This is a genomic window from Streptomyces sp. JJ38 (assembly GCF_019303475.1).
Taxonomy (GTDB): domain Bacteria; phylum Actinomycetota; class Actinomycetes; order Streptomycetales; family Streptomycetaceae; genus Streptomyces.
Genome location: NZ_JABLSI010000002.1, coordinates 81345 through 95663, shown reverse-complemented (window position 1 = coordinate 95663; position 14319 = coordinate 81345). Strand labels below are relative to the sequence as shown.

Genomic DNA, 14319 nt, shown 5'->3' with positions numbered 1-14319 from the left:
CGAAGAGATCACCGAACCTTGGTCGATACACCGGCTCGCTCGTAGAGGACCGGATCGAACGGGGTCGGGCCGCCGCAGGTGGCGAACCGGGGCGTGCCGGGGTCCTCGACGGGATGCCGGGTGCCGTGGGGCACGCCCGGGGGCGCGTAGAGCACGTCGCCGGGCCGGGCGTCGTACCACCGGCCGTCCAGGTGGAGCTGCCCCTCGCCCTCGAACGCGATGAACGCCTCCTCGCTCTCCGGGTGCACGTGGACGTTGAAGTACTCGCCGGGGTTCATGACCCCGCAGTGCAGACAGAGCTGGGGGGAGCCGGTGCCGGGCCAGAAGAGGAAGTTCATCGTCGCGGTGCGCTGTGAGGCCTCCGGCCCCGCGCCGACGCCGGTGAAGCCCCTGAGCTGCGTCTCCCCGTTCCACAGCGTCGAGAAGCGGCGCGGGGAGGGGCCGGGGGCGCGGCCGGGGCGCAGCACGGTGCGCCACACGTACGCGGTCAGCCCGGCCTGCCCGGCCGTGAGGCCGTACGGTTCGCCGGTGGGGGCGTAGACGGTGTCCGCGCGCCGGACGAGCCGCTCGGCCCGTCCGGCGCGGGCCGATCCGGCGCCCTCGAACACCACGACGACGTTCTCCTCCTCCGCCGAACCGCCCGGCCTCCAGCGCCCGTTCGCCGGGACGCGGACGACGTCGAGCCGCACGATCCGGGCACCCAGGCGCGGTCCGACGGCCTCGGCCACCAGGCAGCCGTTCCGCGTGACGTACTCCAGCTCCCGCGCGGGCAGCACGGCCCCGCGGGTGGCAAGGCCCCTCATGCCGCGGCCTCCTCGGTGACGAGGAGGGCGACGAGCAGCCGGTTGCTGACGGGCGGGGTGTCGGCCAGGGTGCCGTCGGGGTCGGAGATCGCGGCGGCGGTCACCCGTGCCACCCCGCGGCGACCGGCGCGTCGGACGTGCCGGGTTCACGGCGCGTCCGCGGTGTGCGTGTGATGACCATCTGATCCTCCATGTGCCGCAGGGTTGCGCGAACCGCTCGACCGGCGGTGGAAGGCGGGCGGGCCGACAGGGGGCCGTCCGCTTCCGCCGGCGCGTCGTCCGCCGCGTACTGCTCGCGCCGAGCGTGGCCGGGCGTGCTCGACCCGCATTCGAAGCGTGCTCGCGTGGGCACGCCGCGTGGCCCGGACTCGGCGTCCGCCGGGCCGCGAGATCCTTTCGAGCCGTGTTCCAGGCCGGTCTGTGAGCTTTCGGCGTGGGTGCCCCGGCCCGGCGGTCGGCTCGCCGCGCGACCGTTCCTCCGCTTCAAGGAGCAGCCTGATGACCGTGCGTGAGGTCGAGCACGACACAGTGGTCGACGCGTCGGCGTCGGACGTGTACCGGGTGATCGCCGACGTCGCGAACTGGCCGCTGATCTTCCCTCCGGCCGTCCACGTCGACCAGCGGGACCTGACGGGGAACCAGGAGCGCGTCCGGGTCTGGGCCAGCGTGGACGGCGAGGTCCGCCACTGGACGTCCCGGCGCACCCTGCAGCCCGCGGCCGGACGCATCACGTTCCGGCAGGAGGTTCCCGTCCCGCCGGTCGCGGCCATGGGCGGTACCTGGATCGTCGAGCCGCTCGGCGAGGGGCGGTGCCGGGTGCGGCTCCTGCTCACCTACCGTGCGAAGGACGACGACGCCGAGCTGCTCGCCCGCATCGACAGCGCCGTCGACCACGGCAGCCCCGTGGAGCTCGACGCCCTGCGCGCCAACCTCGAACTCGTCCTCGGGTCCCCGGAACTGACGCTCGTCTTCCGGGAGTCGGTACGGATCGACGCCCCCGTCTCAGACGTCTACGACTTCGTCGCCGAGGCCCGGCACTGGCGGGACCGGCTGCCGCACATCGTCGACGTGGACGTGCGCGAGGCGGACTTTGGGCTTCAGCGGCTGCGCCTGGAAACCCTCACCGGGGACGGCTCCTCGCAGACCACCGAGTCGCTGCGGGTCCGCTTCCCGCACCGGCTCGTCGCGTTCAAGCAGACCACGCTGCCGGCCCTGCTGCGGCTGCACACCGGCCGCTGGGAGTTCGACGAGGACATCACCGGGATCACGACCGCCACCGTCCACCACACGGTGGTGCTCAACCCGCGCCAGATCCCCGGGGTGCTCGGCCCCGAGGCGGGGATCCGGGAGGCCGGGGACTTCGTGCGGTCCGTGCTGGGCGCCACCAGCCGGACCACGCTGGAGTTCGCCAAGGACCACGCGGAGCGGGCCCGCGTGTGAGCGGCGACGAGCCCGGGGCCCCGGGCTCGTCGCCCATTCCCCCGGCCCCGCCGGGACGACGGAGTCCCGGCGGGGCCGGGGCGCAGCCGGGGCCGGGCCGCGGCGTCACGGCCCGGCGTCCGGCGCGGGCTCCCCTCCCCACGTCACCTGGCGCACCTCGACGATCAGCTCCTCGCTCGCGATGGCCCGGAACCCGTCCCACACCCGCCCGGCGCGCTCGTCGGCCGGAATCGCGCTCAGCACCGGGCCGTACCGGCCCACGTGGCCGTTGACGGAGAGCACGGGCACGTCCGTCACCGCGGCCGCGCCGGGGCCCTCCCCGGCGCCGGGTATCCTGCGGTGCTCCGCGCGCAGGACGTCGTCCCACGTGCTCACCGCCATCTCGCGGGCCAGCGAGGGGCAGAGGCCGACCTCCATGAGCGCCGCCCGGATCGGATCGTCCACCGTCGGCCCCGGGTCGGTGCCGTCCCACCGCTCGCACCAGCCCGCCAGCCCGCCGCCCTCGGTGTGCAGCCGCCGCGCCATCGCCTCGTAGAGCGGGGCGAGCGTGCAGCGACCGCGTTCCACCCCGGCGGCGGCCAGCACCCGGGCCGGTCCGCGGGCCGGGTCGGGGCCCTCCGGGGCGCCGCCGGGAAGGGCGTCGGCACGCATCACGGCGACTCCGGCGCAGTGCGGCCGCACCCGCACCGGGCGCACCCGCTCCACCTCCCGCAGCCAGCGGTACGTGATCCACGTACGGCTGCACAGGGGGTCGAACCAGAGGTCCACCTCGTCGTAGACGACTCTGCTCTGGTCCATCGGTTCGCCTCTCCTCGGAAGTCCGTCGGCATGGTCTCCACCGGGGTTCGAGTACGACTCGAACCCCGGTGGATCCGTCCGGCGCGGCGCCTCGCAGGGCTTGGCGGTGGCGTCGCGGTGGCGTTTCTGGCGGGCCGCCGGTGGAGCCGGACACGTCACCGCCCCGCTGGGCCTGTTCAGCGGGGCGGTGACGCGTCGGGCAGCCCGTGGGGTCAGGCGAACGTGGGGATGCGCAGCTGGTCCCGCGGCTGGGCGACGCCCACCGGCGTCGACGAAGCGCTGTCCGACGGAGCGGGGTTGAGGACCTGGAGCTGCAGGCGCTGCAGCTCGGGGCTGGGCTCGAGCCCCAGCTCGTCGTGGAGGATGCGGCGCAGGTTCTGGTAGGCCTGCAGCGCCTCGGCGCGCCGCCCCGCCGCGCCGAGCGCCGCGATGAGCTGCCCGTGGAACCACTCGTTCAGCGGGTAGTCGTTGACCAGCTTGCGCAGCGTCGGGATCGACTCGCGCTGCCGCCCGAGCTGGTTGTCGGCCTCGATCCGCAGCTCCAGGGCCCGGATGCGCACCTCCTCCAGGTGGACGATGTGACCGCCCAACATGTCGCCGGCGGGAATGTTCGACAGCGCGGGCCCCCGCCACAGGGACAGGGCGCGGTTGAGGTGCCCGGCCGCGGCGGCCGGCTGCCCCTGGCTCAGCTCGGTGTGGGCGCGGGCGACCAGCCGTTCGAAGATCCGGATGTCGACCTCGTCGTCCTCCACCGCGATCAGATATCCCGGAGCGTGGGTCACCAGCAGGGCCCGTTCGGAGGGAATGAGTTGCTCACTCTCGAACATGCGCCGGGCGTGGTAGATGTACGTCTGAAGCGTCGTTATGGCGCTGCGGGGCGGCCGTTCGCCCCAGAGTTCCTGAATGAGGCAGTCCGAGGTCACGATTTCGTTGGGCCGGGTCAGCAGCAGGGCGAGCGTCTGGCAGACCTTGGGGGTACTGGGCAGATGCGTCCTGCCGTCGTCACTGACGATTTCGAACGGGCCGATGAGATTGAATCGCACTGCACATGCTCCTCTTCACGAGTGAAGAATGCGATACCGCGTTCTTCTCCGAGGGTGCCTTCCGAAACGGTAGGCGGGGTGCGGGCAATTCCCCATCGTGGATGGCCGAGAGTGTCACATCGGGCCAAACCGGATCGGTCCGCGTGCGTCGACGCCATGACGGACAGGGGCCGTTCGGGCGGTGCGGACCGCCGCTCCGGCCGCGCGGACGGAGTCAGGCCGCGCTGCGCCAGCCGGGCAACGGCTGGTGCACCCACGACCGGGCCGCCGGATGGTCGGGGCGGCTCATCGTCCCCCAGTACACGGTGTTGCGCGTGGCCTCGGCCTCCTCCTCGGCCGCCCGCGCCCGCAGCCGGGCGCTGAGCACGACGGCCAGCGCGGCCAGCTCCTCGGCGGTGGGGGAGCCGCGGGTGATGCGCCAGGACGCCGCGCCGAGCACCCGGGACGGCGGAACCGCGGACGGCTCGGGGGCGGCGTGCTCCGGCGCGGACGGCGGATGCGTGGACCGCCGTGGGGTCGGCCGCGCGGCCGCGGACGGCGGCCCGGGCCGGACGTCCGCGCGCGGCACCGGCCGCGGCGTGTCGGTCTGGGGCGTCGCCTGTGTCACCTGTGCCATGGGTCCTCCCGGTGGGGACGGCGGCCCGGCCGTGCGGCCGGGCGGCCTACTGCGGCTGGTTTCCGTGCTTGCGGCTGGGCAGTGGCGCGTGCTTGTCGCGCAGCATGGCCAGCGCCTTGACGAGGGCGGTCCGTGTCTCGCCGGGGTCGATCACGTCGTCGACGAGGCCGCGTTCCGCCGCGTAGTAGGGGTGCATCAGCTCCCGGCGGTACTCCGCGATGCGTTCGTTCCGGGCCGCGTCCGGGTCCGGCGCGGCGGCGATCTCCCGTCGGAAGACGACGTTCGCCGCCGCCTCCGCCCCCATGACGGCGATCTCGTTGATCGGCCAGGCCAGGGAGACGTCGGTGCCGATGGAACGCGAGTCCATCACGATGTACGCGCCCCCGTAGGCCTTGCGCATGATGAGCTGGACGCGCGGAACCGTCGCGTTGCAGTACGCGTACAGCAGCTTCGCCCCGTGCCGGATGACGCCGCCGTGCTCCTGGCCGACGCCCGGCAGGAAGCCGGGCACGTCCACCAGCGTGACGAGCGGGATGTTGAAGGCGTCGCACATCTGGACGAAGCGCGCGGCCTTCTCCGCGGACTCGATGTCCAGGACGCCGGCCAGCCGCGAGGGCTGGTTGGCGACGATGCCGACGACGTGGCCGTCCATCCGGGCCAGCGCGCACACCACGTTGGGCGCCCAGCGCTCGTGCACCTCGAACCACTCGCCGTGGTCCACGATCTCGGCGAGCACCTGGGAGACGTCGTAGGAGCGGTTCGGGTCCGCGGGGACGAGGTCGAGCAGCGCGTCCGTGCGCCGGTCGGCCGGATCGCCGGCGGGTTCGACGGGCGGCAGCTCGCGGTTGTTGGAGGGCAGGTAGGCCAACAGGTGCCGGACGTCCTTCAGACAGCACCGCTCGTCGTCGTACGTGAAGCCCGCGACGCCGGACGTGGTCGCGTGCACGTCGGCGCCGCCCAGCTCCTCGTGGGTGATGCGCTCGCCCGTCACCGCCTGGACGACGTCGGGGCCGGTGATGAACATCTGCGCCGTGCCCTTGACCATGAACACGAAGTCGGTGAGGGCGGGGGAGTACGCGGCGCCGCCGGCGCACGGCCCCATGATGACGCTGATCTGCGGAATCACCCCGGAGTTGCGCACGTTGCGCTGGAAGATGCCGCCGTATCCGGCGAGCGCCGTCACGCCCTCCTGGATGCGGGCCCCGGCACCGTCGCAGAGCCCGACGATGGGCGCCCCGGCCTTCTCGGCCAGGTCCATCACCTTGTGGATCTTCTGCGCGTGCGCCTCGCCGAGCGCGCCGCCGAAGATGCGGAAGTCGTGCGCGTAGGCGAACACCGTCCGCCCGTTCACCTTCCCCCAGCCGGTGAGGACGCCGTCGGTGTGCGGCCGCTTGGCCTCCAGCCCGAAACCGGTCGCCCGGTGCCGTCGCAGACTCTCCGTCTCGACGAACGTCCCCGGGTCGAAGAGGAGTTCCATCCGCTCCCGCGCGGTGAGTTTCCCCTTGGCCCGCTGGGCGGCCGTGGCCTTCTCACCCGGCCCCGCCTCGACGCGCTCCCGCAGCTCCGCCAGCTCAGCGGCACGGGCCCGGGTTCCGTTCGGAGGCGGCGTGCTCTGCTCGGGCTCGGCGGTGTTCCGCAGCGGGGTGTCCTGTGCGACGCTCACGCGTGCCCCTTTCCTGCCCGTCCCCGCGCCGGTGCGGTGCCGGGACGGACATGGCCGGCGGCTCGCCGGCCGCCTGACGCTTCGGTGGATTCGGTCGGTTCGGCGCGGGCCGGCGGGTCAGCGGCCCGCGCCTCCCCCAGCTTCGGCGCCGCGCTTCGCGTCGTCCTTGAGATAGCAGCCGAGAACGGCTGAAGTGACGCGGCCGTCGAGCAGCGCGGCGGCGTGCGCCCGGGGACGGTCCCCGGCCGGGCCCGGCTCCACCGCGACGCTCACCGTGAAGCCCTCGGGCAGCGGGTGCGTCTCGAACTGCCAGCCCGTGTCGGGCGCGGGCGAGCCGTCCACGCGCAGCAGCCTGGGCACCGCGGTCGGGGTGAGCGGAGTGGTGAAGCCGAAGGAGTGGAACGGCAGCCGCAGCCCGTGCCCGAGGGCCTTGCTGTAGGCCTCCTTGAGCGTCCACAGCCGGATGACCGCCGCGTTGCGGTCCTCCTCCGGGAGCCACTCCAGGGCGTCCCGCTCGTGCTGGGTGCACACGTCGTCCTCCAGCCCCCGCCCGTACACCGAGCGGCTCGCGGGTTCGACGTCGACGCCGATCGCGCCCCGGCGGCTGAGCCCGACGACCATCACCTCGCCGGTGTGGCTGAGGGACATCTCCAGTTGCCCGCACCCCCGGATGTAGGGGCGCCCGTTGGGATTGCGGGCCAGCTCGAGCTGGCCGGGGTGGGCGTCCAGCACCGTCGCCGCCACCCGCTTGAGCAGCACCCGCGAGGCCGCGAACCGCCGCCGCGCCTCGAGGCTGCCGAGCTGCTCGTAGCGCCCGGCCTCGCTGCCCAGCAGCCGGGTCAGCTCACCCTCGGACAGCCGCCCCGGTTCCCAGTCTGCGAGGAACCCGTACGCCGTGACGTACCCGCCGGCGCCGCTGTGCAGGGCGGTGTCGAGCCCGTCCCACGGGCCGTCCTCGCCGCTCACCCGAACCGGGGGCGGGCCCACCAGTCCGCTGCCTACCGCCATGACCGTCTCCTTCGCCTGGTTGTCTCCGCCTCCCCGGTCCGGCCCGGCCGGGAGGCGCTAACTCCGTGCGACCGCCTGCCATGTCGACGGGACGGGGGCGGCCGCCGAGGCTGGCGGCCCGTCGCCCGCGGCCCCGCCCAGCACCGTTCCGTACAGGTCCAGGGAGCGGCCCTGGTGGTACCGCGTCACCACGTGGGCCACGAGGGCGTCGGTGTCCTCCCGGCGGGCCTCCGAACCCGGCAGGCCGAGCCGCAGACAGATCCGGCCGAGCGCCGCGGCCAGCCAGGCGGGCTCCGACAGGAAGCCGCAGCCGGACCGCCGGACGCCGTAGCGCCACAGGCCCAGACAGGCGGCGCCCGCCGTGAGGAGCGTGTAGCGCTCGGCCAGCGCGTAGCCGCGCGGATTGGCCAGCACCGCCGGGTCCCGCTCGGGCAGCTCCCGGCACTCCCCGGCCAGGACGCCGAGCTGCCCGGCGAGGGCGCGGGCCCGCTCGCGCACCACCCCGCCGTGGGTGGAGCCGAGCGCGGGGCCGCCGTCCAGGAGCCCGTCGACGTCGGCGAGCAGCGAGGCCAACGGGTCGTCGGCCGCCGCCACCTTGAGCCGGGAGGCGTCCAGCGGCGGCAGCGGGTCGTGCAGCGCGAACAGCTCCTTTGGCGCCGTGTGCGGAGAACGCTTCCAGGACCGCCGGGCCAGGGTGGCGAGTTGGGGCACCAGGGAGGAGAGTGCCGCCACCGCGCCGGTCCGGCCCGGCGGCAGTTCGGAGAGGTCGATCAGATGCTTGCGGAACGTCCCGTAGCCGACGCCGTCGTGCCGGGCGTGCGCGAGGACGGGCAGCAGGTCGCCGGTGCTCTGCTGGAGCAGCCGGTGCCCGAGGTAGGTGCTGGCGGCCGACCAGAGGCTGGAGAGTGCGGGCAGCAGGTGCAGGGCCCGGAGGGTGGCCAGGGACAGACAGTCGGCGATCAGCAGGTCCGCGAAGGCGGAGGCGATGACCTCCTGCGAGTAACGGGTACCGAAGGAGTGGCCGTTGTCTCCTCCGGCCAGGACGACGGACAGCACGGAGCGCAGGGCCGTGTCGGCACAGCCGATCGCCATGGCCGGCACCAGGGGACGGGCCATCTGATGCGCCCGCACGAGCGCGGCGGAGCCGTGCCCGCAGGTCCCCAGCACCCGGCCCGCGCGCACCGGCCAGCCGTCGAAGCGCAGTTCGCCCACGGGCAGCCGCCGCAGACCGGCCAGCTCCCGGGACGGCAGCTCGCGCACGGCGGAGGCCGGCAGCTCCTGGCGGGGGAGCAGCATCGCGGTGTCGCCACCGCCCGCTCCCGGTCCCGCCCCGGACCTCCCCTCGGGCCCGTGCCCGCCTCCGTGGCCGTGCCCGTCCCCGTGCTCGGCCAGGACGACGAAGGCGTCGGCACGGGGTGCGTTGAGGAGGGGCGCGCTGTGCCCGGACAGGGACAGTCCGCCCGCGTCCACGGTGGCGCGGAGCCCGATGCCCGCCCGGGCCGCGGCCGGGGCCTCGCGGGGCGCGGCGACGAGTCGGCCGCCGTCCAGCACGACGGTGGCCGCGGCCCGGCGCTGAGCGGCGTCGCCGTAGTGCCACACGGACAGGGCGGGCAGCAGGGTGGCGGTGCCGTAGCCGCCGCCGAGCGCGCTGTCCCGCCGGTAGACGGCGCGCAGCAGGCGGGCCACGGTGTCCAGACCGGTGAGCCGGCCGCCGAGGTCAGCTGGGACGAACTCCTCGTGCAGGCCGAAGGAGGCCAGCGTCGGCTCGCCGCCCAGCGGCAGTTCGCCGCGTCGGTCCGCCGCCAGCACCGCCGCGTCGGAGAGCGGGAGGGTCGTCTCTCGCGGGTCTCCGAGCAGCCGCTCCAGCTCGGCCACCCGGTCTTCGGTGGGCGGGAGTCGCATCATGGGCCTCACTGTCCTCAGGGCGTCTGGAACGCGGCTCGCACAGTGCTTGAAGGGCCGCCGCCCCGGGCGCGCCCGGGGCGGCGGGCGTCAGGCGGCCGGGCGTCAGGCGACCCGGGAGAGGGCGGGGGCCGGAGCGTGCCGTTCCGCCGTGGTCAGGACAGCCGCCAGATGGGCCACCGAGGCGAGGGTGATGTGGCGGTGCCAGCCCTGGAACGAGCGCCCGGCGAAGTCCCGGATCCCGATGCGTTCGGAGACGGCGGCGCAGTCCCGCTCGGCGGTGTCCGCGAGCCGGGCCAGCCGCAGCAGCCCAGGGACCGGCGTGCCCGCGCCCCGTGCCAGCCACATCCGGGCGTCGCCGTGCGGGGCGCTCGGCCAGTCGGCGAGCAGCAGCATCGGGGTCCGGGGGCCCGGCCCGTCGAACTCCCCCGGCAGCACCGGGATGGCGGCCGCCACGCCGACGTCCGCGCCGTGCCCTCCGTATCCGCCCGGGCTCGCGGCCTGGCGGCGGAACTGCTTCATCGTCGCGACGAGTTGCCCGGCCGTCACCGGCTTGTCGCTGTAGGCGTGCAGCCGGGTGTTGTCCACCCGGACCGGGGTGTGCGGGCCGATCCGCACCAGCAGCGGCGAGCGGCGTTCGCCGAAGTGGCGGACGCAGCGGCGCACGTCGAGCCCCTCGGCGTCCACGACCACGGGGCGTCGCCCGGCCCGGGTGCTCTCGAGCTGCCGCACCGCGTCGCTCGCACACTCCTCGAGTCCCGCCGCGCGACTCGTCTCCGGGATGCACGCGCGGTGCCGCCGCAGCGGGTCCTCCAGCCAGCTGGCGGGCAGCACCAGACGCCAGTTGCACGGCACCGCCGCCCGTTCGGAGGCGAGCCAGGCCCCGAACGCCTGTTGGGCGTTGACCGTGTGCCCCAGGTGCGGCACGAACTGCTGGTCCACGCCCACGGTGTGCGGTCCGGCCTTGGGGATGACGAGGGGGCGCACCACCCAGGCGCGCGGGGCCAGCACCGCGTCGACGCGCTGGGCGAGGGAGCGGCGCACGGCCGACCAGTCCCAGGAGGAGGAGCTGATGAAGTGGTGGACGCTCTGCTGCGCCGCCTCACCACCCATCTGCTCGGCGATGTTCCGCAGCGTCTTGCGGCCCTGGGCCGCGAGCAGGGCCCGCACGTAGCTCTCCGCCTTCAGCCGCTGGTCCCGGCGCAGCAGCGAGGTGAAGAGCCCCTCACAGAGATTCCCTACCAGGTCATGGCCTGTAGCCATCGTTCCCCCTAACCGACGTCCTGCCGGATGCAGTGCATCCACGGTTGCCTGGAGGGTTGCTCCGTCCCGTCCTGCGTCCTTACCGCCCCGGTTCCGATCGGTTACCGTTCACCTTTCAAAGTCCCGTGATCGCACGGTTGCTCACCGTTGTCCGTTCATTGCTGAGCCCTTGACCGCGCGCTTAGAATCGAACGCTGATACTCAGGCAGGGCGGTGTACAGCGACGGGGGGCTGGCTAGCTCATGATGCTGGGTGCTGCACGGGCGACGAATGGACCCGGTTTCCGTATTCTCGGCACGCTCGAAGGCTGGTATGGCGGAGCGCCACTGCGCCTCGGCGGCGCGCTGCGCGAACGCACTCTGGTCATGCTGCTGTTGGAGGCCGGCCGGGTGGTGCCGGTCGCCCGGCTCGTCGAGGCCGCCTGGGACAGCTCGCCACCCAGCAGCGCTTTCCACCAGATCCGCAAGGCCGTCGCCGAACTGCGCCAGCGCATTCCCGACGGTGCCGAACTGATCCAGACCGACGGCCCCGGCTACCGCGCCGTCATCGCCGAGGAGCAACTCGACCTCGCCCAGTACCGTGCGGGGGTGAGCCGGGCCCGGCAGGCCGTCGTCGACGGAGACCGCGCCGGTGCCGTCACCGCGCTCCAGTCGGCGCTGGAGCTCTGGCGCGGCCCCGTGATGGCCGGCTTCGGCGGCCCCGTGATCGACTCGGCCTCGGCCGCGCTGGAGGAACAGCGCCTCGGCGCCTGCGAACAACTTTTCGACCTCCAGCTCGCGGCCGGTCAGGCGCCCGCCGTCATCGGGGAGTTGCGCGCTCTGGTCAACCAGTACCCGCTGCGCGAGACGCTGCGCGGCCAGCTCATGCTCGCGCTCTACCGCACGGGGCGGCAGGCGGAGGCCCTGGAGGAGTACAGCCGGGTCCGCACCCTGCTCTCGGACGAGCTGGGCATCGACCCCAGCGTGGAACTGAGCCGCCTCCACGCGAGCATCCTGCGCCACAGCCCGGCCCTTGAGGCACCGGACACCTCCTCGGCCCAGGCCGTCACGGCCTCCGCCGCCTCCGCCGCCCCGGCTCCCGCCCCGTTTGGCCCCGGGTCCGTTGACGCCGGGCCCGGCGCCCCCGGGGTGTCGGGTGCTTCGGCTGTCGCGGGGGCTGCCGCGGGTGCCGACGCCCCCGCGGCCTCCGGGGCCCCCGCGGCCTCCGGGCCTCCCACGGCCTCCGCGGTCCCTGCGTCCTGTGCGGGTGAGCCGTCCCCGCCCGGCTCCGGGGGCGTCGAGCCCGGCCCGGCGCCCGGTGCCGCACCGCCCACGGCGGACGCCGCGTCCGGCGAGGCCACGGCGTCGTTATCGGCCCCGGCGCCCGAGCCGCCCACAGCACCCGAGCCGCACCCGGGCCCCGGCCCTTCCGGCACCGGTGGCCCCGGCACCGGCCCGCCCGGGCCCGCCGGCTCGGACCCGGCGGGCGGCGAAGCCCCGTCCACGGAACCGGGCTCCGGGGGCACGCCGTCGCCCGTGCAGCGGTCGCCCGTGTCCACCACCGCGCCCAGCGCCCTTCCCTACGACCTGCGGGACTTCTCCGGCCGGGCCGACGAGCTGCGTTGGATCACCGCCGCCGTCCGCCGGTCCCCCGGCGAGTGCGCGCGGATCATCGCCATCGACGGCATGGGCGGCAGCGGCAAGACGGCGCTGGCCATCCGGGCCGCGCACCGGCTGGCCGAGGGCTATCCCGACGGCCAGCTCTTCGTGGACCTGCGCGGCTACACCCCGGGCCAGGAGCCCCTGAGCGCGTCCATGGCCCAGGAGGCCCTGCTCGCGGCGGCCGGGGTGCAGAGCGAGGAGATGCCCACCGCCCCCGCGGGCCGCACCGCGCTGTGGCGGTCCATCACCAAGCAGCTGCGGCTGCTCGTCGTGCTGGACAACGCCGCCGACGCCGACCACGTCCGGCCGCTGATCCCCGCCTCCTCCGGCTGTCTCACGCTCGTCACCAGCCGTCCCCGCCTCGTCGACCTGGACGGCGCCGACTGGCTCTCCCTCGGCACGCTCTCCGACGTCGACGGGCTGGACCTGCTGCGCCGCACCCTCGGCGCCGAACGCGTGGAACGGGAGCCACAGGCCGCGGCCGAGCTCATCCGGCTCTGCGGACGCCTCCCGCTGGCCGTCCGCATCGCCGCCGCCCGGCTGCGCAACCGCTCCCACTGGACGATCCAGCGGCTGGCCGACCGCATGAGGGACGAGACGCGCAGGCTCAGCGAGCTCAACTCCGCGGGCCGCAGCGTCGCCGTCGCCCTGCGGATGTCCTACCAGGCGATGACCGAGGCCCAGCGGGCGGACTTCCTGATGCTCGGTCTGCACCCGGGGCAGACCATCACGGCGGACGAGGGCGCCGCGCTGCTCGGCCGTGACGCCCTGGAGGCCGAGGACGCGCTGGAGGTGCTGCTCGACGCGCATCTGATCGAGGAACCCGAGCCCGGCTACTACAGCTTCCACGACCTGGTGCGCAGTTTCGCGCTCGGGCTGCGCAGCGCGACGACCGCCGCACGGGAGGAGAAGGCCGTACGGCGGCTGCTCGACCACTACGTGGTGCACGCCGAGCGCGCCTGCGACGCCCTGTTCCCCGAACGCTCCCGGCACGCCGAGCTGTTGCCGACGCGGGCCCCCGAGCCGCCGCCCTTCGCCGACCGCGCCTCCGCGCTGGACTGGCTCGACGCGCATCGGGACAACCTGATCGCCGCCGTCGAGCTGGCCTACCGCCACGGCATGGACCGGCACGCCGCCTACCTGCCGCGGACGCTGTCCTTCCACTCGGCGATCCGCAACTACCCGCAGGACGCCCGCCGGGTGTGCGGGCTGGCCGTCGCCGCCGCCCGCCGCCTGGGTGACCCGGACATGCTGCGCCTCGTGCTCACCATCCTCGCCGTGGAGCACTGGATGGTGGGGGCCTTCCAGAAGGGCATCGTCTGCCTGGAGGAGGCCCTGGAACTGGCCCGCTCGCTCGGCGACGAGGAGAGCGAGGCGGGGTGCATGGGGCGCCTCGGCCAGATCTACAACAGCCTGGGCGAGTTCCATCAGGCGCTCGGCTGCCTGGAGGGCGCCAGCCTCATGGAGCGCAGGCTCGGCACGACGCGGGAACAGGCCGGGACGCTCAACGTGCTCAGCTCCGTCACCGCCCGGCTGGGCAAGTTCGAGGAGGCCGCCGACGCCGCGGAGCGGGCCATTGAGCTGTGGCAGGACATCGGGGACCTGGGCCACACGATCGTCGCGCGCTCCAGCCTCGCCTTCGCCCTGCTCGGGCTGCGCCGTCCGGCGGAGGCCCTGAGGGAGCTCGGCGCGGCCAGGCGGCTGTGCGAGGAGCTGGACGGCCCCGCCACGACGGCGCTGATCCTGGCACAGCACGCCGGGGCCCACATCATGCTCGGGCACCACCGGGAGGCGCGGGAGTACATCGAGCAGGCGCTGCACATTCCCGCGATGAAGGACGTGACGATCCGCCGCGCGACGGTGGAGAGCATCGCCGGCCGCGTCTATCAGGCGTTGGGCGAACCGAAGTTGGCACTGGCCAGCGGGCGCCGCGCTTATGACGTGGCCATGAGTATCAAATTCCGTTATGAGATGGCGCAGGCTCTTGACGGATTGGCCGATGCGAGCAATAGCGTTGGAGACGAGGACGCGGCGCACGATTATCGGTGCCGGGCCGATGCGCTGTTCGAGCAGATGGGCGTGCCGGAAAACGCGCGTCGGCTCTTCTGAGGAGGGAGATCCTCCGCAGAAGAGCCGACGCGGT

At 74.2% G+C, this 14319-nt stretch carries 10 protein-coding genes; 2 read left to right on the top strand and 8 right to left on the bottom strand.

What is annotated here, in order from left to right; translation table 11 throughout:
• Positions 1-8 precede the first annotated feature (8 nt).
• Complete coding sequence (locus tag HPT28_RS01620) at positions 9-803, bottom strand: cupin domain-containing protein (RefSeq protein ID WP_219088429.1); 795 nt, start codon at positions 801-803, stop codon at positions 9-11.
• Between the two features lie 498 nt (positions 804-1301).
• Here HPT28_RS01620 and HPT28_RS01615 point away from each other — a divergent pair, with 498 nt between their 5' ends.
• The gene (locus HPT28_RS01615; protein WP_219088427.1) at positions 1302-2243 is read left to right on the top strand and encodes an aromatase/cyclase; all 942 of its coding nucleotides are present in this window, start codon (positions 1302-1304) and stop codon (positions 2241-2243) included.
• 105 nt (positions 2244-2348) lie between these two features.
• On the opposite strand, the gene HPT28_RS01610 is transcribed toward HPT28_RS01615, so the two are convergent.
• The 7 genes from HPT28_RS01610 to HPT28_RS01580 form a co-directional block, all read right to left on the bottom strand.
• Positions 2349-3041 carry a disulfide bond formation protein DsbA gene (locus HPT28_RS01610; RefSeq protein ID WP_219088426.1) on the bottom strand — a complete coding sequence of 231 codons (693 nt, stop codon included), beginning with the start codon at positions 3039-3041 and terminating at the stop codon, positions 2349-2351.
• 212 nt (positions 3042-3253) lie between these two features.
• Positions 3254-4084 (bottom strand): AfsR/SARP family transcriptional regulator, encoded by an 831-nt coding sequence (locus tag HPT28_RS01605; RefSeq protein WP_219088424.1) that lies wholly within the window; start codon positions 4082-4084, stop codon positions 3254-3256.
• A 214-nt stretch (positions 4085-4298) separates the two neighbouring features.
• Complete coding sequence (locus HPT28_RS01600; RefSeq protein WP_257577902.1) at positions 4299-4700, bottom strand: acyl-CoA carboxylase epsilon subunit; 402 nt, start codon at positions 4698-4700, stop codon at positions 4299-4301.
• Positions 4701-4746: 46 nt separating this feature from the next.
• Positions 4747-6339 (bottom strand): acyl-CoA carboxylase subunit beta, encoded by a 1593-nt coding sequence (locus tag HPT28_RS01595; RefSeq protein ID WP_219088530.1) that lies wholly within the window; start codon positions 6337-6339, stop codon positions 4747-4749.
• 141 nt (positions 6340-6480) lie between these two features.
• Positions 6481-7371: a 4'-phosphopantetheinyl transferase superfamily protein gene (locus HPT28_RS01590; protein ID WP_219088422.1), complete on the bottom strand. Its 891-nt coding sequence runs from the start codon at positions 7369-7371 to the stop codon at positions 6481-6483.
• A 57-nt stretch (positions 7372-7428) separates the two neighbouring features.
• Positions 7429-9276, bottom strand: a complete 1848-nt coding sequence (locus HPT28_RS01585; RefSeq protein ID WP_219088420.1) for an acyl-CoA dehydrogenase — start codon at positions 9274-9276, stop codon at positions 7429-7431.
• Between the two features lie 102 nt (positions 9277-9378).
• Complete coding sequence (locus tag HPT28_RS01580) at positions 9379-10536, bottom strand: transposase (RefSeq protein ID WP_219088418.1); 1158 nt, start codon at positions 10534-10536, stop codon at positions 9379-9381.
• Positions 10537-10901: 365 nt separating this feature from the next.
• On the opposite strand from HPT28_RS01580, the gene HPT28_RS01575 reads away from it, so the two are divergent.
• On the top strand, positions 10902-14285 hold the full coding sequence (locus HPT28_RS01575; RefSeq protein ID WP_257577901.1) for an AfsR/SARP family transcriptional regulator: 3384 nt from the start codon (positions 10902-10904) through the stop codon (positions 14283-14285).
• Positions 14286-14319 lie beyond the last annotated feature (34 nt).